This is a genomic window from Opitutus sp. sgz309028 (assembly GCF_059821195.1).
The window spans coordinates 1,046,844-1,070,000 of record NZ_JCAMRR010000001.1 but is presented as its reverse complement, the minus strand read 5'-3'; the positions used below and the strand labels follow the sequence as shown (position 1 = coordinate 1,070,000).

Genomic DNA, 23,157 nt, shown 5'->3' with positions numbered 1-23,157 from the left:
CTGAACTTAATTAAACTCCGAATACCGCAGAGTGAAGCTCGGCAGTCAGACTGTGGGGGATAACCTTCATAGTCGAGAGGAGAACAATCCATACCATCAGTTAAGGTCCCAAAATATGGCTCAGTGAAAAAGGATGTGATTTTGCTTAGACAATGGGGATGTTGGCTTAGAGGCAGCCATCATTTAAACAGTGCGTAACAGCTGACCCATCGAGCGAAATTGCGCCGAAAATGATCGGGACTTAAGCCATATACCGAAGCTATGGGTGCACCGCAAGGTGCGCAGTAGGAAAGCGTCCCAAGTGCAGCGAAGGGGAAGGGGTAACCGACCCTGGAGCGCTTGGGAGTGAGAATGCAGACATAAGTAACGATAAAGCCGGTTGAATTCCGGCTCGCCTAAATCCCAAGGATTCCTGGGGAAGGTTCGTCCTCCCAGGGTTAGTCGGGTGCTAAGACGAGGCCGTAAGGAGTAGTCGATGCCAAGCAGGTTTAATATTCCTGCACCACTTTACATGCGTTCGACCTAAGGAGTGACGGAGAAAGTTAGCACAGCGACGTGTTGAATCGTCGTCGAAGCTCGTAGGCTGCTCGGGGATAAAAGACCGGGTAAGGCTGAAAAGCGACAGGACCTTGAGGCTACGGCCGATGGGGATTGTGTGATACTAAGCTTCCAAGAAAAGCTTCGTAGTTAGCATGTAGGGTGCCCGTACCGTAAACCGACACAGGTGGGAAAGATGAGTATTCTAAGGCGCGCGAGTTAAATCTCTCTAAGGAACTCGGCAAATTAACCCCGTATCTTCGGTATAAGGGGTGCCCCGCAAGGGGCCGCAGTTAATTGCGTCAACCGACTGTTTAGCAAAAACACAGCACTCTGCTAAGTCGCAAGACGACGTATAGGGTGTGACACGTGACCAATGCGGAAAGGTGAAAGTCTTGGGTGCAAGCTCAGGATCTAAGCCCCCGTGAATGTCGGCCGTAACTATAACGGTCCTAAGGTAGCGAAATTCCTTGTCGGGTAAGTTCCGACCCGCACGAATCGTGTAACGAGTTGACGACTGTCTCGGAGAGAGGCTCGGTGAAATTGTAGTGGCGGTGAAGATGCCGCCTACCCGCAGCAGGACGGAAAGACCCTATGCACCTTTACTGTAAGCTGTTATTGTCGCTTGACTTTCAATACGTAGAATAGGTGGGAGACTGTGAAGCCCGGTTCCAGGATCGGGCTGAGTCGCAATGTGAAATACCACTTTTTGTTAGTTAGGCGTCTAACCTCTGGCCATTATCTGGCGGTGGGACAGTGATAGCAGGTCAGTTTTTCTGGGGCGGAATCCTCCCAAAGAGTAACGGAGGATTACGAAGGTTCCCTCGGCCCGGTCGGTAATCGGGCTATAGAGCGCATGAGTATAAGGGAGCTTTACTGTGAGACCAACAAGTCGAGCAGTTGCGAAAGCAGGTTCAAGTGATCCGGTGGTTGAATGTGGAATCGCCATCGCTCATAGGACAAAAGGTACGCTAGGGATAACAGGCTGATCGCGCCCAAGCGTTCACAGCGACGGCGCGGTTTGGCACCTCGATGTCGGCTCATCACATCCTGGGGCTGGAGAAGGTCCCAAGGGTTCGGCTGTTCGCCGATTAAAGTGGTACGCGAGCTGGGTTCAGAACGTCGTGAGACAGTTCGGTCCTCTATCCGCTGTGGGCGTCTGTGATTTGAGGGGTTCATTCTCTAGTACGAGAGGACCGAGAATGACGAACCTCTGGTGTTCCGGTTGTCGCGTCAGCGGCAGCGCCGGGTAGCTATGTTCGGAAGGGATAAGCGCTGAAAGCATCTAAGCGCCAAGCCCATCCCAAGATAAGATCACAATCCCCGCAAGGGGTGAAAGGTCCGGGTAGACCACCCGGTTGATAGGACAGAGATGTAAGCAGGGTAACCTGTTGAGTTTACTGTTACTAATGACCTTTCCGGTTTATGCAGACCTTACTTCAACATTCTAGGCGTTTATTTCACCTCCTTACAAAGGCTGCCCCAAACTTTATTACTTACCCGAGCTCAGGCTTGGGTTTCCCTTCCTGGTGACCATATGCCGGGGGTTCCACCCGTTCCCATCTCGAACACGGCCGTTAAGCCCCGAGCAGCCAATGGTAGTAGGACGATAGGTCCCGCGAGAGTAGGTCGTTGCCAGGTTTATAGCCCGGTCCTTCGAAAGAAGGACCGGGCTTCTTTTTTTACCCCGAGCGTTTTATATTGGATTCGCGCTTTTGGTAAGCGTCGTTCCGAAAAACCTCGTAGTTGCGGTAACTCTAGTCGTGTAGAATGGCTCGACAAAACGTCGGTAACTACGGAGTTAGGTATCCGACCGACGGAGGACCTTATTGACTGATCGATGTAACGCAGATCGTGACGGACGCGGTCCTGACAACAAACCCACAACGTGACGTTGTGGGTTTGTTATTTTGCGGTGGCGGTGAGCGGTGCCGTCCAGTTGGCTGGCAACAGCGGCGCGAGATCGTCCTGATTGGTCATCGCGGGCAGACGGCCGAGCACGTCGCGCAGATAGAGCAACGGATCGATGCCTCGCCGGCGGCAGGAGCCAATGATCGAGTAGATGATCGCGGAGCGCTCGCCGGCGTCGGGATGGCCGATGAAGAGCCAGTTCTTCGCGCCGAGTTTCGTCGGCCGGATCGCGTTCTCGATCCGGTTGGTGTCGAGTCGCGTCTGGCCGTGCTGGAGATGGGGCGATCAACGACTCCCATTGCGCCAGGAGATAGTGACACGCTTCGCCGAGGGGCGTCTTGGGTAGCACCCGCGCCGAGAGCTTCACGGTTACTTTCTTCAAGAGGGAGAGCGTCGGTGCAAAATCGCTCTGCCGCCGGGTGGCGCGCAGCGCCGGGCCGGTCTGTCCGGTGCGATCCCACTGCGCTTCCATTGCGTAGAGGGATCCGATCAGCCGCAGCACGAAGCCGGCTTGCGCCGGGGCCGTCTCGAGCGCGTCGTGAAAGCGCCGCCGCGCGTGTGCCCAGCAACCCACGCCGACGACGCCCTCCGTGTCGCGGGCAAACGCGGCGTAGGCGGGATAAGCATCGGATTGAAGCACGCCTTTGAAGCCGGAGAGCAGCGAAGCCGCCTCGCCATGGCGCCGCGACTTGCGCCATTGGAAAACGATGTCGCCCTGCGGGTGACTCGCGCCCCACAGCCAGCCCTGCACGGTTTGGCCCGGCGCATCGGGATCTTGGCAGCGGATCGGCGTCTCATCGCATTGCACATAGCCGCCGGCCAGCAACTCGCGGTGCATCCGTTGGCAGATCGGCCGGAGCCAGTCGGCCACCACCGCGATCCACTCGACCATCGTCTGCCGCGGGATCCGCGCGCCCCAGCGCGCCGACATCTGCTCCTGCCGGTAGAGCGGTTGGTGATCGAGGTATTTGGCGATCGTGATCCAGGCCAAAAGTCCCGCCGAAGCGTAGCCGCCGGCCACGGCCCTAGCCGGCGCCGGTGCCACCAACGGAGCACGGTTACGATCTAGCCGATGCCGATACTTCGGCCGCAAGATCCGGCGTTTGAACAACTGCGGCGGCACGATATCCACCTCGAAGGTTTCCTCCTCCCCGATTCTTTCGTAGAGTTCGGGCTCGGCTTGCACCGCTGCGGGCACGATCTCGCGGGTCTCGGCGACGGGCAGATGCGTGAAGGCTTCGGCCGGCGCGATTCGTTTTTGCGCCGGCGCTCTCTCGTGCGCTGCGATTCGCTGCGCAGTAGCGGGGGCGGCCAGTTTCTCCAGCGCTTCGATCTGCAAAAGCAACTGCGCGCGATCCAGCTTCTCGCCCTGCCCGCCGCCAAAAAGCTTCTTCTTCAGCCACTCCAACTGCGCCCGCACAACCGTGAGCTCCGTCTGCAGGAGTCGCACTTCATCGAGGGCGGCGGCGAGGGTCGTCATCCATGTATCATAAAGCACGATACATGCCGGATGGCTGCGGTCTTAACGTTCATACCACGCCTTGCGGCAGCCGTCCTTCAGATCGATTCCCGCCATCAACATCGCCAGCGCTTCCGGGGCGAGCGACAGCTTCGTGCGATCGCTGCCGGTGGGCCAGGTGAACCGTCCCTGTTCAAGGCGCTTCGCAAAAATCCACACGCCCGTGCCGTCCCAATACAGCATCTTCAGTCGATCGCGGTCCTTGTTGGCGAAGACAAACAGCGCGCCCTGCCGCGGATCCTCCCGCAGCTTCTGCTCGGCTTGGCTCCACAGCCCGTTGAGCGACTTCCTCATGTCCACCGGCTCCACCGCCAGATAGATCTTCAACGCCGACGGAAACGTCAGCATCGCCTTAGCTCCGTAGCGCTCGCACCAACTCCGCCACCGCCGCGATCTCCTGGCCCCGCACGATCCATCCGCCGGGCAGCACCACTTCCAGCGGTGCCACCGACTGCGGTCCCGTCGTCACTCTCACTTCCTGGAACCGCATCGCCGGCGCCGCCGCGCCATCGCTTCCGCGCTGCCGCTGCAGCCAACCGATGAACGTGTGGAAGTTGATCCCTTCACGCTTCGCGAACACCCGCTGCGTCAGTCCACTCGCAGCGTAAGCTTCCAGCAACTCCGCTCGTCGCTCCGCCGCTACAATCCTGCGTCCGCGTGAGTCACTCTTGCGTCGATCATCCAATACTTCCGCCGTGATGGGTTCCACCTCGTCACAATATCGGACCCTTCACTGCCTTCATAGTGGGTCCTCCGTCGGTCGGATACCTCTAGTCGTGTAGAATGGCTCGACAAAACGTCGGTAACTACGGAGTTAGTGGCCACGGGCAGCGGCAATAGCCCTGCTCCGTCAATGAAGTGTCGCGTCGGACGCTTACCCCGTTGCACGTGTTACCCGTGAAAACCTAGGGGCTGGAATCGGTGGTGCACGCCAGTGCGTTCCGTTCGAGCGCAGCGATTCTTTGTTTACAAAAAGCCCACCGGGCCAAGTGGCTCGCGGCGGGCTGAAGGTGCTGCGTGGCTTCGGAAGTCGTGTCAGCGTCTCATTGAAGGCATGTTCGCGAGGCCTCGAATTCGCGTCAGCATCACGTAATTCGTGCCACCGACACGGATTTAATGTCACCGACCACCTTATCGATACTCTTCGCCCGTGAGGGCGTTGATGATTTTGAAGTTCTCGACGTGATAATTCATATCGGCGCGGAAGGCCAGTTTCACGCCGTAGAGTTTCTCCATGCGCACCAGGAGTTCGGCATCCTCGCTGCGCAAGCGCTCAAGGATGCTGGGGTGCACCATCACCCGCAGTGAATACTCTTTCCCATCGTTGCGCAGCTGCAGCCGGCGCACCACGGAGCTGAGCTTGCGCTGGAGTTCGACCGACATCGTCGTCGCCGATTTTACGATACCGCGGCCGCGACAATACGGACAATCTGTATAGAGATTGCTCGAGAGCGATTCCTGCTGGCGCTGACGCGTCATCTGCAGGATGCCGAGCGTGGAGATCGGGAGGATGTGATTCTTCGCCTTATCCTGCGCCATCTCGGACACCATTTTTTCATAAACGGCGTTCCGGTGCCGGCGCTCCTTCATGTCGATAAAGTCGCAGATGATCAGGCCACCGAGGTTGCGGAGCCGGATCTGGCGCGCGATCTCAGAGGCCGCTTCGAGGTTCACGGCGTAAATGACGTTCTTCTCGTCGCCCCCGCGCGATTTGTGGGAACCGGTGTTCACGTCGATCGCGATGAGCGCCTCCGTCTCGTCGATTACGATTTCGCCGCCCGAGGGCAGCGGCACCTTGCGCTGCCCGGTCTGCTCGATCTGTCGCTCGATGTTGAAGCGCTCGAAGATGGGGATGCTATCCTTGTAGAGCGCGATCTTGCCGGCGGACCGCTTGGAGATCTGCGCCACGAGCTGCTGCGTGCGCTCGTGATCCGGCGCGCTGTCGATGAGGACGCGATCGACCTCCTCCGTCAGAAAGTCGCGGACGGTGCGCTCGACCAGATCCGGCTCCTGGTAAAGGCAAGCGGGCGCGCGTTCGTTCTGCATCTTCGTCTGAATATCCTGCCAGGTTTTCAGGAGGATGTGCAGGTCGCGGACGAAATAGCGGGACTTCTTGCCTTCGCCCGCGGTGCGGACGATCACGCCCATCCCTTCCGGAATGGTGAGTTCGTTGATGAGCTGCTTGAGGCGCTTGCGCTCGCTGGGGTCTTCGATCTTTCGCGAAATGCCGCAGCCGTCCGAGAACGGCGTGAGGATCAGGTAACGGCCGGGAATCGAAAGATTCGTGGTGGTGCGGGGGCCTTTGGTGCCGATGGGACCTTTCGTGACCTGAATCACGATGTCCGTGCCCGGTGGATACATCTGGGGGATGTCCTTGACGGTGGGCTCGGCGGGGCGGGGCGCGGCGTTTTTCTTCTTGTTGACGCGCACGACTTCGACCGAGGAATCGGCCGCGGCGGGGAGCATGTCCCAGTAATGGAGAAAGGCGTTCTTCGTATAGCCGATGTCGACGAACGCGGCTTTCAGGCCGGCGTCGAGGTTCTTGATACGGCCTTTATAGATGCCGCCGACCATCCGGTTGTCGGACTCGCGCTCGATCTCGAATTTCTCGAGGCGTCCGTCGACGAGCAGCGCGACGCGCTTCTCGAGCGGCTCGGAATTGATGATCAGCTCGCGGTAGGAGCCTTTTTCTTTCTGGAACACCGCGAGAATCTTCTGGAGGAGCGGACGTTGTTTGGCTCGTTCGGCGGCGCCGGCCTTGAGCTCGGCCGCGGTCACCGGCTGGATCTCAGCGGCGACTGGCGGGTTGGCCAGCTCCTCCTCGAGTTTGCTGGTGTTGTCGGCCGGGAGCGGCGGGTTGGACTGCGTTTGCGATGGTTGATCGCTCATGGGTATCGGGTGTGTTGAAGTCGGCGGCCCGATGAGCGGCAGGTGCGGCGCAGGAAATCCCGGCAGAGCGGTCGATAGCGCGAAGAAGCGATCTCATACGAAATCCTTCCTGAAGCGATAGACGCTCTGGACCAGTCCTTGCAGCAAACAGCAACTGAGCACGAAAGAGCCACCGTAGCTGATTAAAGGAAGCGGTATGCCCGTGATGGGCACCAGCCCGATGGTCATGGCGATGTTCACAAACACATGCACGGCGAACAGCACCGTCACGCCGATGGCGAGGAGGGTGCCGAAACGGTCTCTCGCGAGACCGGCGATGCGGATGCCGTTGAACAACACTATCCCAAACAGGCCGAGAACCGTAATGCTTCCCAAAAAACCTTCCTCCTCGGCGATGACCGAGAAGATAAAATCGTTGTGCGCGACCGAGCGGGGCAGATAGCCGAGCTGCGCCTGCGCGCCTTGCGTCCATCCCTTGCCCGTGAGCCCGCCGGAGCCGACGGAAATGAGCGACTGCGAAAGATTATAGGCCACGCCGGTGCCGCGCGGATCGACCTTCTCGGGCGCCGCGAACGCGAGGATGCGGTTGCGCTGGTAATCGTGCAGCGGGACGATCGGCGATCCCTCCGCGTCGAACTTGCCGCGATCGCGCGTGTAATCGTAGCCGTGCGCGTCCATGAATCGCACATAGCGCACGCTGTCCCACGTCACCAGCCCCACCACCAGGAGGAACGCCCCGAGCGCCGCCGCGAAAAACCGCGCGGACAGCTTCGAAACGTAGAGCATGGAAAAAACCATCGGGGGCAGGACAATCGCCGATTTCAGATCGGGTTGCAGCAAGATCAAGAACATGGGGGTGCCCACCGCAAGGGCCAATTTCCCCAACACACCGAGCGACTGCGCGACCGTGCCGACTTTGTTCCGAATCAGGATCCCCGCCGTGATCAGCAGCACGCCGATCTTGGCCGTTTCGGACGGCTGGTAACTGAAAAACCCGAGATTGATCCAGCGCTGCGAACCGTAAACTTCACTGCCGATTCCGGGCACGAGCACCAGGAGCAGCGGAATCAGGCACGCAAAATAAAACCAGTGCGCCACCGCCAGCCAGAAGCGGTAGTCCACCAGCGACACGATCACATAGAGGACCGCGCCGGCCGAGAGCCACACGATCTGCGTCTGCCAATTGTTGCCGCCGGCCGACAACTGCGCGCTATAGATGAAAAACACTCCGAACAGCCCCAGCAGCAGCAGCGCGATCGGTGTGAAAAGATCCCAACGCCCGCGCGTGTGCGTCTTGAACACGGCGAAATAGTCGGTGGGCGAGGGCAGATTCACGAGAGGCACGCACCTAAACGGCTGCCGTTAAGCTTGGCAATCGCCCCGCGCGGAGAAGACCGAAAATTCGCATTCGCGAGGCGCGCGCCACCAACCGGTCGCAAGCGATCTCTGGCACCGTCATTCAGCGTCCGCCGCTTCCGCCGAGTTCCGCCAACGCTCGCCGCTGCCCAGGCCCAGGAGCGTCCAAAACACCACCGCGCCCATCGGTCCTTCCAATACCACCCCGAAACTCGCGCTCGTCAGAATCGTCCACGCGGCGCACCAAGGCGCCGCCGCCTGCGGTCCGACGCGCACCGCGCTCCACGTATGCCGCGCCATCACGGCCAGCATCGCGAGGAAAGGCGCGAGTCCGAGCGCGCCCATCCGCGCAAATACCGTCAGCAGAATATTGTGAGGGCTGCGGACGTTGAAGTCATCCGTGCTCTCCGGATAATATTCGCGCACGAAACGATCCGCCAGATCGCGGCCGAAGCCGAGTCCGGTCAACGCATTCTCCTCCACGGTCTCATCGAACACCGCCTGCCACCAAACCCGGCGAAACACGTTGTTGTCGCCTTTGTTCGAGGTCTCCTCGACGCGATAAACGCGTTCGCCCGCAGGATCGAACAGCGATGCGACGCGTTCGTAGACGCCATATACCGGCGTTCTTTGCCACGACGTGTTCGTCACCGCCGCCGCCATCAGGATCACGATCGCCGCGATCGCGCCGCTGCCGCCGAGCACCGCCGCGAAACGCCAGCGTCGTCCCGCTGCCAGCCACGCTGCCGCCACTGCGAGGCCGAGCATCGAAGCGCGGTTATTCGAGGCCAGCGTCGCGGCCGCCAGCGCGAGGCTGACAGCGATGTTTGCCCGTTTCCCCCCGGCTTCGAAACGCAGGAAAAACAACACGGATCCCACCGCGAGAAACGTGCCGATCAGATCGCCTTTGTAGGCGATGAGGGGCGCACCGCGAAACGTCAGCGTGCCAAAAAAGAAATCCAAGTGTCGCTCATACACGAGGTTGATGCCGAACAGCACCACCGTCGCGATCAGCAGCGACGTTTGAATGATGCGGACATTCCGCTCCTGACGCGCCGCTTCCTGCGCGAGGAAGAAAAACGCCGCGTAATAAACCGTCGCGAAATCGCGCACCGCCCAAAATCCGAACGCCCGAAAATCGAACACCATCCGTCCGACGCCCACCGCGATCCACGCTACAATCAGGAGGTTGAGAGCATCTCGTCGCACCGGCGCTTCGCGCCGCCACGCCGAGTGCACCAGCAGCAGCGGGCACGCAAAGGCGAGGATCGCCTCCGCCGGCAACAGCGGAAAACCGGGCAGCAGCATCAACTGCGCGAAGCCGCGGTTGCCGACCACATAGCCGAACATCGCCAGCGCCAGCAGCAACGTGATCAACGAAAACGGCTGCCACTGCGCCACCACGAAGAGCGCGATCGCTGCGGCGAAGAGCAGCGGTAAAATCAGCGCGCCGTTCGCGACCGAGAATCCCATGAATACCGCCGCCACCGCGGCAACGCCGGCGAAAACCCGCGTGCGCCAGATCGGATCCAGCGTCATGGCCGCACCGCTCCTGCGATATCCATCGTTCCGTTGCGTTTAGCTCCCGCGCGGCGATACAGCGCCGCATAACCGTCGCGCATCGCGGCGACACCGAAGCGCGTCAACGCGAGTTGCTGCGCCGCCCGCACGGAATCGCCCCAACGCCCCGTTTCCGCCAGCGCCACGTCGAGCGTGCGCGCGAGCTCGGACGCGTTGGCCGGTGCAGCGAGCCAGGGGTGACCGTCCGGAAGCGTTTCGCTCAAACCGGGGGCTTGCGTCGCCACGATCGGCACGCCGTGCAGCGTCGCCTCGATCGAGATCAGCGCCAATCCCTCGAAGCGCGACGGTATGACTGCCAGATCCGCGCACTCAAACGCCGCGGAGAGCGAAGCCACCGGAGGCAGCCCCGTAATGGTCCAGCCATCCGGTGGCGCGGCGGCGAGCGCGCGCAGCCTCGACTCTTCGGATCCCTGACCAATGCAGACCAACTCGCCCGCGCAGCCCGCGGGCAAACGCGTCTGCCGCAGCGCGTCGCAAAGCAAGTCGACGCCCTTCTGATGCTCGAACCGTCCCGCAAACAACACACGCCGCTTGCGCGTCTCGTGCGGCGCTTCGTGGGGCGGGCGCGGCGCGAGATCGACGCTGTTGTAGATTACGGCGGGCGGCGCGAGTGGCGCCCGCGCACAGCTGTCCCGGCGATAGCGAAGGAATTCGTCGCGTGCCGCTTCAGACACGCACGCAATCTCCGCGTCCGCGAGCCGCCGGTCGCACCAGCGGCCAATGCGCGGCCAGTAGCGCCAGAAAACGCTGTTGTGAATCGTGCGCACGAGCCCCGGTTGCCTTCGCCCCAGGAGCAGCCGCGCCACCGCACCGCAAGCTTCAGGCGTTTCCGAATGAAAATGCACCACGTCCGGCCGGAATCGCCGGATCGCTCGCGCGAGCGCGATGCCACCCGTCAACATTCCGCCTCGTTTTACGGGCAACCGCGTGCCGGGAAACCAAGGCACGTCCGCGACCGCGAGTTCCTGGCGCATGCTTTCGCCGACGGCGTCTTGAATATCCTGATACACCGTGAACATCCCGAACTCCACGTCGCGTTGCAACGCATGGATCAGCGAGAACGCCACGCGTTCTGCGCCGCCCAGACCCAGGCGCGTGATGCATTGCAGCACGCGTGGACGAGAAGAAGCGGACGCGGTAGTCGACATGGCTCAGGCCGGCGCGGACGTTTCAGCGGTCCGGCGCATGAATGGCAAGTGACTCGCGACGGTCTTCAGCTCGCGGCGCAACCTGGCGAAACACGCCGCCCCGAGCGCCACCGATCCCGCGCCCAGCGCCAGTGCGAGCGCGAGTCGCGCAACGGCCGCGGCGTCTGCGCCCAGCGTGTTGCCAAGCACGAGCCCCGCGCCAAACAAGCCCGCCGCCGCAAGGGGACCGGTCAAGGCGCGCACCCAATCTCGCAGTCCGACCGGTGTTCCGCGGCTCGACCACCAGAGGCGAACGGGCAGCAAACCCGCATTGGCCAGCGCGAGTGCCGCGGCGAGTCCGACCGGCCCGCGGTCGCGTCCGGCCCACAAGAAACTTGCGGTGGCTGCCAGCGCCAGCGCCGTGAGCGGAGCGAGTCGGGCGGCGTTTCCACTGGCCACGCACAGCGCATAAGTCGTCGCCGTCAGCAGCGATGCGGCCGATCCGATCGCGAGCCACTGCAGGAGCGGGGCGGATTCCGCCCAACGGGCACCGAGGATCAATCGGACAATCTCGTCCGGCAGCAGCAGGCACGCGACAGCGATCGGCAACGTGAAATGGGCGATGGCATTCGTCGTTTCCCGGAATTGTTTGACGAAGTCAGGTGACGCGGGCCCCACGCGGGCGAGCGTCGCCACGAGCACTTGCGAAAACGGCGCGGCCAGATGCGTCATCGGTTGCACGAGCAGTTGGGCGGCCCGATTGTAGTGGCCAAGCGCCGCGGCGCCGAACCACCGGCCCATCAGGAGCGTGTCAACCTGCTGCAGGCCGTAGAGCAGGAGATTGTAGCCGGTGAGGTGCAGGCCGGTCGGAGCAAGTGGGCGCAGGCCCGTCCAATCCGCCCTGGCGACCGGCCGCCAGCGGCAAAGGCGCCACGTTGCCACCGTCATTGCGAGCTCGGACGCCAGCAGGAATCCAACAAACGAATACGCCCCAGCCCCGGCCATACCCGCCGCGATCATCGTGATCGTGCCGAGCGCGGCGCCGAGCGTCTCGATCCGATTCGCTTCCCGAAACCGCAGTTCGCGCTGCAGCAGCGTCCGCGGCCAGCCGTTTATGCCCGTGAGGATGAAACTGACGCTCGCGGTCCCGAGCAGCGGCACGAGACGCGGGTCGTGATAGAAGGCGGCGGCAAAAGGCGCGACGGCGAACGCGATCGCGGCCAGGACGAGCCCGAGACCAAGGTGCGTCCACCACAACGCGGTCATTTGTCTTTCAGAAAGCGTGGTCGCCTGGATCGCCGCGGCTCCCAGTCCGCAGTCGCGAAACAGCGCGAGCAGGAAAAGCACGGTCGCCACCATGGCGACGAGTCCGTGATCGGCAGGCGACACGAGTCGCGCGAGCACGACGACGCCGGCAACTTTACAAAAGAAGCGCACCGCGTGGGAGGCGATCGCGGACCGAAAGCCAGCCGCGGCGCGGTCGAGGGGCGGTTCCGGCGCGGTGTCGTCGACGATCATGTGGCGCCGCAGTGAAGGCGAGAGGCTGGCGCTCGTCGAGTCTCGGGCCAGCACCAGTCTGCGCTCGTCGAGACGCTCGTCGGCGTTTGAGTTTCAGCGGATGCCCACCGTCTCCGTGGTGATGGTTGACCATCGCGAAACGCCGTTTCTTCGCATCGCGGTGAACAGCGTGCTGGCGCAGACGTTCACCGATCTCGAACTGGTTCTCGTCGATAACGGGGCTGGTTCTCCCCGGAAGTTCTGGGCGCGGCGGCCCCCCTTGATCCTTACGCGCGAGCAGGTTCGAGACTCCGCAGGCAGTTCGCCAAAAGCGCCAGATGACGTGCGCGTGTGTAATGAGCATTGTAATACGCGCGCAGCTCGCCGGCGGGGCGTGTCGAGCGACGGAGGGCGAGGAGTGCATCAGCGATCTGATCGGGCCGCGCCGGATCGACCAGTTGGACATGCTCACGGGGCAGCAGGACCGGCAGCGCGCGCCAGCGCGTGGTGACGATCGGCAGGTCGTGCGCGAGCGCTTCGATGAGCACGAGCGGCTGCCCTTCGTGCGGATAAAACGAAGGAAAACAAAGCACGTCGGCCGACGAAAGCAGCGCGTGTTTTCGCGTGTTGTCGATGAAACCGACGTGGCGGACCGCTTCGCGGCCGAGGGCGTCGACTTGCGAGAAGAACGCGTGTTGGTCGCGGACGCTCGTGAACTCGCCGGCCACCGTCAGGTGAAACGCTCCTGGCTCGCGGCGATTCGCAATCGCCAGCGCGGTGAGCGTATCGAACACACCTTTTTCGCGTGTGCACAGACCCAGAAAAAGGATCTCGGTCGGCGCATCGTCGCGACGCCGTGTGCGGGGCGCAGCGTCGGCGGCCGGATCGGAATCGAGGCCGTTCGGGACGATCTCGACACGCTTCGGCTGTAGAAACGCGGCATCGGCGGCGAGATCGGTCGCGAGCACGATCGCGAGATCGGCGCGTCCGAGGAGGCGCGTAGCGAGCCCGCGCTCGAACGCCGACGCCTGCGTCGCGAGCCATTCGCCGAGCCCGACCGCGTGCCAGTGCAGCACGAGTCGCGAGAAAAATGGGCGGCAGAGCAGCATCACGAGGAAGTCGCGATACAGCGCGGCGCGTTTCGCCGGTGCCGGCACGTAATAAAGCGTCATCGGGCCGTGCCGCGCGCGCAGCCAGAGCGCCCGCCCGCAGGCGGCGAAAAGCGCAAGCAGCTTGGTCGGTCGCCAGCGTCCGATGTCGGCGGCGTCGCGCGATAATCGGAGGTTCACGTGATGCAGCTTAATTCCCGGGGCGACGGCCGGCAGGCCTTCGACCAATGTCCGCACCATCAGGCTCTGGCCGTGGACCGGCGGCGGCGTGTGGGCGAGGACGAGGAGACGCATCTCGGGCTTGGAATGTGCGGCGGCGACGGAAAGAGTCGCGGCGAAACATGACGCGCGCGTTCGCCAAATCCGAGCCTCGAATGATGTGGGCGGCGGTGGTGTGCGCGGCGGCAGGTTTCGCGTTGTTTCAGTGGTTCGGAAACGCGACGCGCGGTTACGTCGACACGGCTTCGACGTTCTGGTGGTGGATCAGTCAATGGCTGGATCCGCGGGCGGACGCGGAGCACGGTTGGTTGATCCTCGCGCTCAGCGGCTGGCTGTTCGTGCGGAACCTGCGGGCGAGCGGAAACGCCGGCCGTGTGGCATCATCCGAAGCGATCAAGCGCGTCTCTGATCATTTGCCTGCCGCAGAATCGGCTTCGCGCCGCACGGCCGTCGCCGTATTGGCGATGCTCCTTGCGCTGGGATTGCATGCGATCGGGTTCGTGGCGCAGCAGACCCGCGTATCGATTGTCGCTTGGCTGCTGTTTACCTGGGGCGTGCTGCGGCTCGGCGGTGGCAGGCGTTGGAGCGACTCGGCGAAGTTTCCGCTGGGTTTTCTCGTTTTCGCGATTCCGCTCAACGTCCTTGATTCGGTCGGCTTTTGGCTGCGTCTGTGGGTGGTCGACGCGGCTGACGCGATGGCGCGGTGGAGTGGAATCGCAGTGGTGCGCAGCGGCACGCAGCTGTTTTCGGCGGAGGGGAAATTTCAATACGACGTTGCGGCGGCGTGCTCGGGCGTGAGGTCGTTGCAGGCTTTGGCGGCGCTCTCCCTGCTGATCGGCTATCTCAATTTCCGCTCCTGGTGGCGGCGCGCGCTCGTCCTCGCGCTCTGTTTGCCGCTGACCTATTTGGGCAACGTGGTCCGCATCGGCGCGATCCTCTTTGCGGCGGAAGCCGGCGGGCAGATTTGGGGCGAGCGCGCGCATGACGCGATGGGCTTCGGCGTCTTCGCCATCGTGCTCGGCGGCGTCCTCCTGGCGGCCCGCGTCTTCCAAAAAGTGGCCCCGGAGAAGTGTCATACATTATATGACACTCGGATTGAGGCGGTTTTGGGCGACAAGGAGAGGGCCGAGGTGAAGGAGGAAGCGCGGGGGCGCGACGGGAGCGGGGGCGGCGGCGGGGCGTGGGCGGCGGCGGGGGTCGTGGCGGTGGCGGTGCTGGGGACCGCGATCTGGTTGAGCGAGGTTGAGGCGAGCCCGGCTCGAGGTACAGCAGGGGTGCGGCTGGCGGAGGATGGCGTCGATCCCGTGGAGCTGCCTGCGTTTGTCGGGACCGACTGGATCGGACGGCGCGCGGAGGTGTCGGCGGTCGAACGCGAGATCTTGCCGACGGATACGGGGTTCTCGCGGCGCAACTATGTGAGCCTCGCCGGTGGCGCGCACACCGTGTTTGTTTCGATCGTGCTGAGCGGGCGGGATCGGACCTCGATTCATCGTCCCGAACTCTGCCTCGTGGCGCAGGGCTGGACGATTCGCGAGCAGACGCGGTATTCGTTTTCCTTGGGAAACGGCGTAGTAGTGCCGGCGAGCCAGTTGCAGACCGAGAAGGTCGATCCGGGGAGCGGCCGCCGAATTCCGACGGTGGTGGCCTACTGGTTTGTCAGCAGCGATCGCGTGGTGGCTACGCATTGGGCGCGGTTTTTTCACGATGCCTGGAACCGTTTGCGCGGCCGGGCCGACCGGTGGGCGTATGTGCTGGTGCAGGCGGATGCAGGCGATGGGACTGAGGCCGCCTTGGAGCGGATGCGGGCCGTGCTGGAGGAAACGGTGCCGGCGTTTCAGGTCGTGCAGTCCGGTGGAGCGTGACTCCGGGCGGATTGAGAACGCCCAATAGCGCAGACCGGTGGCAAGCAGCCGAAGAAGGCTTGAGCTTTGGGAGCTGCGCCCTACCGTTCCGGTCCCTTGACGTCAGTGAGCGCAGCCGACTTCGCGTTTCTGATCGCCGGGAGCGACGCCTTTGACGGGTCGTTCACGGTGGCATTGGTCGTTGGAGGAGCCCTCGGGTTCCTCGTCATCTGGGCGTTTGCGCGTCACACGCGTCGCATGGCGCATGAGCAGGCGTCCGAGTTGATCGAGGTCGCGCGGCGCGAGGCGGCGGTCGCGGCGGAAGAGATCAAGCAGAAGGCGGAGGCGGAAATTCAGGACAAGCGCGCGGAGCTGAACCGCGAGTTCGACCGTCGCGAAATCGAGAGTGAGGTTCGGCTCCGTGAGATTCGCGCGCACGAGGAATCGTTGGCCTTGCTGGATTATCAACTGGAGCAGCGGCAGGAGCGGCTGAACCGCGAAAACGCCGCCATCCGTCAGGCGCGCGACGCCATCCGCTCGCTCTCCAAGAGCGTGCGCCAGCGGCTGGAGGGTGTCTCGCAGATGGACGCGGAGGAGATCCGCAAAGCGCTGCGCGAAGAGGTGCTGCTCGAATGTCAGGACGAATTGCGGGCGCTGCGCCGCGAAGTGCTGGAGAAATCGGAGCAGGAACTGCAGAGCGACGCGCGCCGGATCCTGATCGCGTCGATGCAACGGCTGGCGGTGAAGCCCAACGTCGACCTGACCTCGACGCTGGTGTCGTTGCCCAACGAAGACATGAAGGGCCGCATCATCGGCCGCGAAGGGCGCAACATCAAAGCCTTCGAGGCGGCCACGGGCGTGACGGTGCTCATCGACGAATCGCCGGGCACCGTGCTGATTTCGTCCTTCGATCCCGTCCGACGCGAGATTGCGCGCGTCGCGCTCGACGCCCTGGTCAAAGACGGACGGATCCACCCGGCGACGATCGAGGAGTTTGTGAAACGCGCGCAGGAGGAGATCGATCTTTCGACCACGCAAGCGGGCGAGGACGCGGTGTCGCGGCTGAATATCAACGGCCTTCACCCCGAGATCATCAAGCTGCTCGGCAAACTCAAATTCCGGTTCTCCTACAATCAAAACGTGCTCGATCACTCGATCGAAACGGCCTCGCTCGCGTCGATGATCGCGAGCGAAGTGGGGCTCGATCCGAATGTCGCGAAGCGCGCCGGGCTGCTCCACGATTTGGGCAAGGCCGTGAGCGGCGATTTCGAAGGCAGCCACGCGCACATTGGTGCCGAGTTCATCAAGCGTTACGGCGAGACGCCGATCGTGGTCAACGCTGTCGCCGCGCATCACGAGGAAGTGAAGCCTGAGACGGTTTACGCCGGCATCGTGATCCTGGCAGACACGATCTCGGCGACGCGGCCGGGCGCTCGCGCCGAATCGATGGCCGGTTACGTGCAACGACTCGCGCGGCTCGAGAAACTGGCGAGCTCGATCGAAGGCGTGCAGCAGTCGTTTGCGATCCAGGCGGGTCGCGAGATCCGCGTGGTCGTTTCCCCGCAAACCGTCACCGACGACCGGGCGCGGGAGATTGCGAAAGAGCTGCGCAAGCGGATCGAGACCGAGCTGCAGTATCCGAGCACGATCAAGATCACGGTGATCCGCGAGCAGCGGTTTACGGAAACCGCGACGTAGGTCGCGGTTTCGGGTTTTGGGTTTAGCGTTTTGGGTTCACGGCTCGACAACGCAAAACTCAGAACGCAGAACTCAGAACCGATTCGCCATGGCCGATCCGAAGATTCTCGAGACTTTTCCCAATCCCGCTCCGCATCGCGATTTCGTGATCGAGCACACGCACCACGAATTCACGTCGGTTTGTCCGATGACCGGCCACCCGGATTTCGCGAACATCACGGTGCGTTACGTGGCTGACAAGACGTGTGTCGAACTCAAGTCGCTGAAGCTCTATTTCCACGCGTTTCGCAACGAAGGCATTTTCTTCGAGGCCGTCACGAATCGCATCTGCGACGACCTCGGCAAGGCCTTGAAGCCGCGCAGCCTGACGATCATCAGCGACTGGAAAGCGCGCGGCGGCTTCACCTCCCGCATCACCGCGGAGTGGAAGGCCGCGAAGAGCCGCGGACGTCGGTAAACCGCGCCTTGCTGTTGGCCGCTCAGGAGGCGGCGCGCTGAATCAGCGATTCAGCGTCGCGATCACCGCGCGGTGCAACTCCGGCGTCGCCGCGGCGACGGTGGATTCGGCGGGATAAGCCGCACCGCCGCGCCAGTCGGAGATCGTGCCGCCGGCACCGCGCAGAATCGGCACGAGCGCGGCGATGTCCCACGGGTTCATGATTGGGTCGATGCAGATGTCGGCCCAACCTGACGCCACGAGCAGATAGCCGTAACAATCCGCCCAGGTGCGGACGAGTTTCGCGCGTTGCGCGAGGGCATCGTAGGCGGCGCCGTTCTGATACTTGGCGGGGTTGAGCGGATCGCTGGTCAACAAAGTCGCATCCTCGATGCGCGTGGTGGCGCGGCAGCGCACGGGTTTGCCGTTGAGGTGCGTGACGGTGCCATCGCCGATCATCAGCTGTTGCAGCACAGGTTGGTGGATGCAGCCGAGGATCGGCGTGCCGCGATGCACCAGCGCGATCAACGTGCCCCACAGCGGCACGCCGGTGATGAACGCCTTCGTGCCATCGATGGGGTCGAGCACCCACACGAACTCGGCATCGGCGCGCTCGCTGCCGAATTCCTCGCCGACGATCCCGTGTTCCGGATAACGTTGCGCGATCATCCTGCGCATCAACTCCTCGGCCCCGCGATCGGCGGCGGTGACGGGGGACGCGTCCGATTTCGTGTCGATGGCGAGCGCCAGATCGCCGAAGAACGGGCGGATGAATTCGCCGCTGCGCGCAGCGAGCTCCATGACGAACGGACGAAAGATCGACACATCCATGCTCCGTTGAAACCATGCCGGGCCGGCAAACTCACGAAAAAAGGTCGGCGGCGGCCGAGAAGCGGCGCCGCTTGCGAGAACGGGTTTGGATTGCCGGCGGTTTCGTGCTTTGGGTGAAACTGCATGTCCTGGACGGAGCAGCCGATTTTTTTTGTCGATTTCGAGGGGAGCCGGGCGTCGGGCGTGCTCGAATACGGCGTCGTGGAAATCTGCCGCGGCGGGATCGTGACGACGCACACGCGACTGTGTCAGGCGACCGGGCAGGTGCGCGAGGAGGATGCGGCGGTGCACGGTTTGACCGAGCGTGACGTAGCGCTGTGGGCGCCGTTCAGCGACGAGTGGGAGTTTTTCGCCGGCCTGCGCGAGCGCGGACCGCTCGCAGCGCATTATGCGGGCGTCGAGAATGGTCTTCTCAAGGCCGCGTGGCCGTATCCGCGGAACTCGCCGGATTTCGCGCGGCCGGGCGAGCGGATCATCGAGTGGGGACCGTGGATCGATTCGGCGAGCTTGTATGCGCATTTTTATCCGCAGCTGAAAACGGGGCGGCTGGAATCGCTGGTTGCCGCGTGCGGTTTGCAGCCGGAACTCGATGCGATCGCGGCACGTTATTGCCCGACGACGCGTCAGCGGTATCACGCGGCACTTTACGATGCGCTGGCGGGCGCGTTGCTGCTCGCGTCGCTGGCGCGCGATCCGGCGTTGGTGCAGTTGAGCGTCATGCAACTGCTGGCGCTCAGCACGCGCGATCCGGAAAAACGCGACGCGCTGCAGCAGCGCGAGCTGTTCTGACGTTCACGCTTCGAGCGCGTAGCGTTTCAGGCCGGTCTTTTGCGCCACGACGCGCGCGATGAAGAGCGGATTCGTTTTGAAATAACGCGGCGCCAGTCGGCGCGGTTCCGTGCCCAGCCGGAAAAGCCATTCCAATCCGCTGCGCTGCATCCAGCGCGGCGCCTGCCGCACGCGTCCGGAGAGAAAGTCGAATGCGGCGCCGACCCCGACGAGCAGGCCGCACTCGAGCTCGGCGGCGTGCGCGGCCATGAAACGCTCCTGTTTCGGCGTGCCGAGCCCGACCCAGACGATGTCTGGCTGCGCGCGTGCGATGTCGGCGCGCAGCCCCGAGAACTCGTCCGCGGTCAGCCGCCGGAACGGCGGCGTGAACGTGCCGACAATCTCCACGCCGGGAAATCGTCGGCGCAGATTCGTCGCGAGCACATCGGCCACGCCAGGAGCACCGCCGTAGAAATAATGACGCAATCCGCGGGCGCGGCCGGCGTCGCACGTGGTGAGCAAGAGATCCGGCCCATAAACGCGTTCGGTGCCGCGCGGGCCGAGCCACACGAGCGGCATGCCGTCGGGCGTGGTGAGATAGGAGCGGTTGAGGATGCGCCGAAAATCCGGATCGCTCCGCGCCTCGCCGATGCCGTGCACGGTGCACACGCAGACGTAACCGAGCTGCCGGCGTCCGCGCGAGGCGAACAGCAGGTCGCGGGCGCGCGGCAGCGTCAGCGCCGAGATGCCGACGCCGAGGACGTTGAAGCGGGGAACGACGGACTCAGCCACGCGCGCAACGAACGCAAATGGCAGGGGACGCGGCAAACGCATTGTCGCGGTTGCGATGGAACGCCGGGCTTGCGCCGCAGGCCGAAGCGCGGTCACGGTGAGTGGTTTCGCATGGCGATTGTCACTCTCAACGATGTCAGCCTGAGCTTCGGCGGCGCGCCGCTGCTCGATCGGGTCAACCTGCAGATCGACCGCGGCGAGCGGGTGTGTCTGGTCGGCCGCAATGGCGCCGGGAAATCCACGCTGATGAAAGTGATCGACGGCGAATTGAAACCGGATGAGGGCCAGGTGATCCGCCAGCCCGGGGCGGTGATTGCGCGGCTGCGACAGGAAGTGCCACTCGACCTGCAGGGGCCGGTGCGCGCGGTGATCGAGGGCGAAGGCGGGAGCTTCGAGGAGCACAACGACTGGGAACGACACGACCGCGTCGAGCGCCTGATCGAGGCGATGGGCCTGCCGGCGGAAGCCGAGTTCGTCGCGCTTTCCGCCGGGCAGAAAAGGCGTGTAGTGCTTGCCAGGATACTGGTCGAGGAACCGCAGCTGCTGCTGCTCGACGAGCCGACCAATCACCTCGATCTCGCGTCGATCCAGTGGCTCGAGGAGTTTCTGCTGCAATGGGGTGGCACGCTGCTGTTTGTCACCCACGACCGGGCGTTTTTGCGGCGCCTGGCGACGCGCATCGTCGAGGTCGACCGCGGCCGGCTGATCGGCTGGGCGTGCGATTACGACACGTTTCTCGTGCGCAAGCAGGCGGTGCTGGAGGCGGAGGAAGTGCAGCGGGCGCAGTTCGACAAGAAGCTCGCGCAGGAGGAGGAATGGATTCGTCGCGGCGTAAGGGCGCAGCGCTCGCGGGCGCAGAACCGCATCCACGCGCTGGAAAAAATGCGCGCGGAAAAAGCCGCGCGCCGCACACGCACCGGCACCGCCAAATTGACGGCGCAGGAGTCGGATCGCAGCGGGTTCAAGGTGATCGAATGCACCGACGCGGGTTTCAGCTATGACGGCGAGCGATGGATCGTGCGCGATCTCAGCACGCGGATCGAACGCGGCGACAAGGTCGGCATCGTCGGACCCAACGGCGCGGGCAAGACCACGCTGTTGCGTCTGTTGCTCGGCGAGTTGTCGCCGACGGCCGGCACGATCGAGCAGGGCACACGGCTCGAAGTGGTTTACTTTGACCAACTCCGCGCCCAGCTCGACGAGAGCATGCGCGTGCAGGACGCGGTGGCGGACGGCAACACGACGGTGACCATCAACGGGCGGTCGCGCCATGTGATCTCGTATCTGGAGGATTTTCTCTTCGAGCCGGCGCGGGCGCGCACGCCGATCAAGGCGCTGTCCGGTGGCGAGCGAAACCGGCTGTTGCTCGCACGGCTGTTCACGAAACCGTGCAACGTGCTCGTGCTCGACGAACCGACCAACGATCTCGATGCGGAAACGCTCGAGCTCTTGGAGGATCTGCTGGTGGAGTTTGGCGGCACAGTGCTGCTGGTGAGTCACGATCGCGCGTTTCTCAACGAAGTCTGCACGAGCCTGCTGGTGTTCGAAGGCGATGGGAAAGTCGCCGAATATGTCGGCGGTTACGACGACTGGCAGAAGGAACGCGCCGCGAAAGCGGCCGCGGCGGCGACGCCGGTCCGCAGCGAGAACGCGCGCAAGGAAGACGGGGCGCCGGCGCGCACCCCGGCCAAACCGCGCAAGCTGTCGAACAAGGAGCGCGCGGAGCTGGAGGCGCTGCCGAAGAAGATCGAGAGCTTGGAAGCCGAGCAGGCGGAGCTCACGGCCCGGCTCGGCGACGCGGAGTTTTTCAAGCGCGGCGGCGTCGAGGTGGCGAAGGCCACGGCGCGGCTCGAGGAGATCGAGGCGGACCTCGCCGCGGCTTACGCGCGCTGGAGCGAACTGGAAACGGGCGACGTTAGCTGAAACGTTTCACGAGATCGTCGAGTTGCACCTCGGCCAGCGAGGTGACGATGAGATCGGCGTTCGAGAAATCATGATGCGCGGTGGAAACGTTCGGCACGGCGACGGACCACAGGTGAGCGCGCTTGGCCGCGAGCGTGCCGGTGTGAGAGTCCTCGAACGAGATGGCCTCCGGTCCGCGCACCCCGAAATGATTCAGCACGAGCCGATACAAGTCCGGTTCCGGTTTCGGCGACGGCGCGTCTTCGCGGCAGGCGAGAAACTCGAAACGATCAAGCAGGCCAACGCGTTCCAGGTGCGGCTCGACCCAGGCGTGTTGGGAGTTTGACGCGAGGCCGAGGCGCAGGCCGCGGACGCGGGCGGCGTCGAGCAGCGTGACGACGCCGGGAAGGATGGGCTGGCGGAGCAGCAGTTCGTCCTTGATGGTGCGCCGCTCCAGTTCGAGCTCGGCGCGATCGGCGTGAGGACTGAAGCCGTGCCACGGATCGAAGGCGTAGTCGGCGTGCCCCACGCTGCGGATGAAAACCGCGCGGTCGAACGGCACGCCGTGGCGCGCGTGCATCGTCGCGTAGGCGTCGATCAACGGCGTCTCGGTGTCGAGGATCAGGCCGTCGAAATCGAAAACGAGCGCGCGAATCATAGGGCGAAGTGGCGCGGCTTCGGCGTTCCGGCGCGGGCGGCCGCGCCGGAGCGAGCGCTCAAGCGAGCGAACCGCGGAGGAGGCGACGCGCCTCGGCCTGCGCCTGCTCGGGTTGAAAACCGCTGTCGACGAGCAATTCGACAAGCGGTGCGAAACGCTGACGGCGTTGTTGGCCCGCTTCCGAGCGATCGCGCCGATCCTGGCAGCGTAGCGCCAGCGAGGTGCCGCACAGGCAATTGCGCAGCAGCAGGACGAAGCTGCTGCCGGCCGCGTCCTCGCGTTCCATCAGTCCGGACGACTGGAAAACCGGCGTGGTGCGCGCGATGAAGTCCTTGATGTCGGTGAACCGGCGCTGGCACCGCGTGCACGCGAGCGGGAACACGTCGGCCGATCGCACGCTGAGCCCCTCGTAGGGCGGCGGGAAGGAGGAATGCGGAGGCTCCATGAGGCGGTGCCACCAGCGCACGGCCGACGCCGGGAGTTGGC

At 63.6% G+C, this 23,157-nt stretch carries 18 protein-coding genes and 2 rRNA genes (1 of these 20 cut by a window edge); 7 read left to right on the top strand and 13 right to left on the bottom strand.

The genetic code is table 11. The features are described 5' to 3' along the window. Both AC6RV7_RS04015 and rrf read left to right on the top strand, forming a co-directional pair. Window positions 1-1,968 (top strand): 23S ribosomal RNA (locus tag AC6RV7_RS04015); it begins 940 nt to the left of the window's first position. Window positions 1,969-2,062: 94 nt separating this feature from the next. Beyond that, window positions 2,063-2,178, top strand: a 5S ribosomal RNA gene (rrf, locus tag AC6RV7_RS04010). Window positions 2,179-2,338: 160 nt separating this feature from the next. Here rrf and tnpC read toward each other — a convergent pair. The 9 genes from tnpC to AC6RV7_RS03965 form a co-directional block, all read right to left on the bottom strand. After that, entirely contained in the window at window positions 2,339-3,928 is a 1,590-nt protein-coding gene (gene tnpC / locus AC6RV7_RS04005) for an IS66 family transposase (protein ID WP_500092616.1), read from the bottom strand. Between the two features lie 42 nt (window positions 3,929-3,970). After that, window positions 3,971-4,315 (bottom strand): IS66 family insertion sequence element accessory protein TnpB, encoded by a 345-nt coding sequence (gene tnpB / locus AC6RV7_RS04000; protein WP_500092615.1) that lies wholly within the window; start codon window positions 4,313-4,315, stop codon window positions 3,971-3,973. 4 nt (window positions 4,316-4,319) lie between these two features. Beyond that, window positions 4,320-4,676 (bottom strand): IS66 family insertion sequence element accessory protein TnpA, encoded by a 357-nt coding sequence (tnpA, locus tag AC6RV7_RS03995; protein ID WP_500092614.1) that lies wholly within the window; start codon window positions 4,674-4,676, stop codon window positions 4,320-4,322. A gap of 422 nt (window positions 4,677-5,098) precedes the next feature. Then, window positions 5,099-6,856 carry an Rne/Rng family ribonuclease gene (locus AC6RV7_RS03990; RefSeq protein WP_500092613.1) on the bottom strand — a complete coding sequence of 586 codons (1,758 nt, stop codon included), beginning with the start codon at window positions 6,854-6,856 and terminating at the stop codon, window positions 5,099-5,101. Window positions 6,857-6,949: 93 nt separating this feature from the next. Then, the gene (rodA, locus tag AC6RV7_RS03985) at window positions 6,950-8,191 is read right to left on the bottom strand and encodes a rod shape-determining protein RodA (RefSeq protein ID WP_500092612.1); all 1,242 of its coding nucleotides are present in this window, start codon (window positions 8,189-8,191) and stop codon (window positions 6,950-6,952) included. Between the two features lie 120 nt (window positions 8,192-8,311). Further along, entirely contained in the window at window positions 8,312-9,751 is a 1,440-nt protein-coding gene (locus tag AC6RV7_RS03980; RefSeq protein WP_500092611.1) for an O-antigen ligase family protein, read from the bottom strand. Then, the gene (locus AC6RV7_RS03975; RefSeq protein WP_500092610.1) at window positions 9,748-10,941 is read right to left on the bottom strand and encodes a glycosyltransferase family 4 protein; all 1,194 of its coding nucleotides are present in this window, start codon (window positions 10,939-10,941) and stop codon (window positions 9,748-9,750) included. The genes AC6RV7_RS03980 and AC6RV7_RS03975 overlap by 4 nt, the downstream gene beginning before the upstream one ends. 3 nt (window positions 10,942-10,944) lie before the next feature. Beyond that, complete coding sequence (locus AC6RV7_RS03970; RefSeq protein ID WP_500092609.1) at window positions 10,945-12,438, bottom strand: oligosaccharide flippase family protein; 1,494 nt, start codon at window positions 12,436-12,438, stop codon at window positions 10,945-10,947. A gap of 266 nt (window positions 12,439-12,704) precedes the next feature. Then, complete coding sequence (locus AC6RV7_RS03965) at window positions 12,705-13,820, bottom strand: glycosyltransferase family 4 protein (RefSeq protein WP_500092608.1); 1,116 nt, start codon at window positions 13,818-13,820, stop codon at window positions 12,705-12,707. A gap of 47 nt (window positions 13,821-13,867) precedes the next feature. On the opposite strand from AC6RV7_RS03965, the gene AC6RV7_RS03960 reads away from it, so the two are divergent. From AC6RV7_RS03960 to queF, 3 genes are all read left to right on the top strand, one after another. After that, window positions 13,868-15,607 (top strand): exosortase C-terminal domain/associated protein EpsI, encoded by a 1,740-nt coding sequence (locus tag AC6RV7_RS03960; RefSeq protein WP_500092607.1) that lies wholly within the window; start codon window positions 13,868-13,870, stop codon window positions 15,605-15,607. A 105-nt stretch (window positions 15,608-15,712) separates the two neighbouring features. Next, window positions 15,713-17,284, top strand: a complete 1,572-nt coding sequence (gene rny / locus AC6RV7_RS03955) for a ribonuclease Y (RefSeq protein ID WP_500092606.1) — start codon at window positions 15,713-15,715, stop codon at window positions 17,282-17,284. 88 nt (window positions 17,285-17,372) lie between these two features. Continuing rightward, the gene (gene queF / locus AC6RV7_RS03950; RefSeq protein ID WP_500092605.1) at window positions 17,373-17,741 is read left to right on the top strand and encodes a preQ(1) synthase; all 369 of its coding nucleotides are present in this window, start codon (window positions 17,373-17,375) and stop codon (window positions 17,739-17,741) included. A 42-nt stretch (window positions 17,742-17,783) separates the two neighbouring features. Here the strand turns inward: queF and hisN are convergent, their stop codons facing one another. Next, entirely contained in the window at window positions 17,784-18,551 is a 768-nt protein-coding gene (gene hisN, locus AC6RV7_RS03945; protein WP_500092604.1) for a histidinol-phosphatase, read from the bottom strand. 123 nt (window positions 18,552-18,674) lie between these two features. Here hisN and AC6RV7_RS03940 point away from each other — a divergent pair, with 123 nt between their 5' ends. Then, complete coding sequence (locus AC6RV7_RS03940; RefSeq protein ID WP_500092603.1) at window positions 18,675-19,340, top strand: 3'-5' exonuclease; 666 nt, start codon at window positions 18,675-18,677, stop codon at window positions 19,338-19,340. Window positions 19,341-19,343: 3 nt separating this feature from the next. Here AC6RV7_RS03940 and AC6RV7_RS03935 read toward each other — a convergent pair whose 3' ends face one another. After that, window positions 19,344-20,111 (bottom strand): WecB/TagA/CpsF family glycosyltransferase, encoded by a 768-nt coding sequence (locus AC6RV7_RS03935; RefSeq protein ID WP_500092602.1) that lies wholly within the window; start codon window positions 20,109-20,111, stop codon window positions 19,344-19,346. Window positions 20,112-20,222: 111 nt separating this feature from the next. Between AC6RV7_RS03935 and AC6RV7_RS03930 the strand changes: the two genes are divergently transcribed. Next, window positions 20,223-22,034: an ATP-binding cassette domain-containing protein gene (locus AC6RV7_RS03930; RefSeq protein WP_500092601.1), complete on the top strand. Its 1,812-nt coding sequence runs from the start codon at window positions 20,223-20,225 to the stop codon at window positions 22,032-22,034. Here AC6RV7_RS03930 and AC6RV7_RS03925 read toward each other — a convergent pair. Then, complete coding sequence (locus tag AC6RV7_RS03925) at window positions 22,027-22,671, bottom strand: HAD family hydrolase (protein WP_500092600.1); 645 nt, start codon at window positions 22,669-22,671, stop codon at window positions 22,027-22,029. The two genes, AC6RV7_RS03930 and AC6RV7_RS03925, sit on opposite strands and share 8 nt — an antisense overlap. A 58-nt stretch (window positions 22,672-22,729) precedes the next feature. Next, entirely contained in the window at window positions 22,730-23,116 is a 387-nt protein-coding gene (locus AC6RV7_RS03920) for an oxidoreductase (RefSeq protein ID WP_500092599.1), read from the bottom strand. Window positions 23,117-23,157: the final 41 nt, after the last annotated feature.

What these genes read in the sequence shown, in the direction of transcription:
- queF (WP_500092605.1), top strand. Translation starts at nt 17,373, where the DNA reads ATGGCCGATCCGAAGATTCTCGAGACTTTTCCCAATCCCGCTCCGCAT.
- AC6RV7_RS03980 (WP_500092611.1), bottom strand. Translation starts at nt 9,751, where the DNA reads ATGACGCTGGATCCGATCTGGCGCACGCGGGTTTTCGCCGGCGTTGCC.
- AC6RV7_RS03925 (WP_500092600.1), bottom strand. Translation starts at nt 22,671, where the DNA reads ATGATTCGCGCGCTCGTTTTCGATTTCGACGGCCTGATCCTCGACACC.
- tnpC (WP_500092616.1), bottom strand. Translation starts at nt 3,928, where the DNA reads ATGACGACCCTCGCCGCCGCCCTCGATGAAGTGCGACTCCTGCAGACG.
- AC6RV7_RS03940 (WP_500092603.1), top strand. Translation starts at nt 18,675, where the DNA reads ATGTCCTGGACGGAGCAGCCGATTTTTTTTGTCGATTTCGAGGGGAGC.
- AC6RV7_RS03965 (WP_500092608.1), bottom strand. Translation starts at nt 13,820, where the DNA reads ATGCGTCTCCTCGTCCTCGCCCACACGCCGCCGCCGGTCCACGGCCAG.
- AC6RV7_RS03975 (WP_500092610.1), bottom strand. Translation starts at nt 10,941, where the DNA reads ATGTCGACTACCGCGTCCGCTTCTTCTCGTCCACGCGTGCTGCAATGC.
- AC6RV7_RS03920 (WP_500092599.1), bottom strand. Translation starts at nt 23,116, where the DNA reads ATGGAGCCTCCGCATTCCTCCTTCCCGCCGCCCTACGAGGGGCTCAGC.
- AC6RV7_RS03990 (WP_500092613.1), bottom strand. Translation starts at nt 6,856, where the DNA reads ATGAGCGATCAACCATCGCAAACGCAGTCCAACCCGCCGCTCCCGGCC.
- AC6RV7_RS03960 (WP_500092607.1), top strand. Translation starts at nt 13,868, where the DNA reads ATGACGCGCGCGTTCGCCAAATCCGAGCCTCGAATGATGTGGGCGGCG.
- hisN (WP_500092604.1), bottom strand. Translation starts at nt 18,551, where the DNA reads ATGGATGTGTCGATCTTTCGTCCGTTCGTCATGGAGCTCGCTGCGCGC.
- AC6RV7_RS03930 (WP_500092601.1), top strand. Translation starts at nt 20,223, where the DNA reads ATGGCGATTGTCACTCTCAACGATGTCAGCCTGAGCTTCGGCGGCGCG.
- AC6RV7_RS03970 (WP_500092609.1), bottom strand. Translation starts at nt 12,438, where the DNA reads ATGATCGTCGACGACACCGCGCCGGAACCGCCCCTCGACCGCGCCGCG.
- tnpB (WP_500092615.1), bottom strand. Translation starts at nt 4,315, where the DNA reads ATGCTGACGTTTCCGTCGGCGTTGAAGATCTATCTGGCGGTGGAGCCG.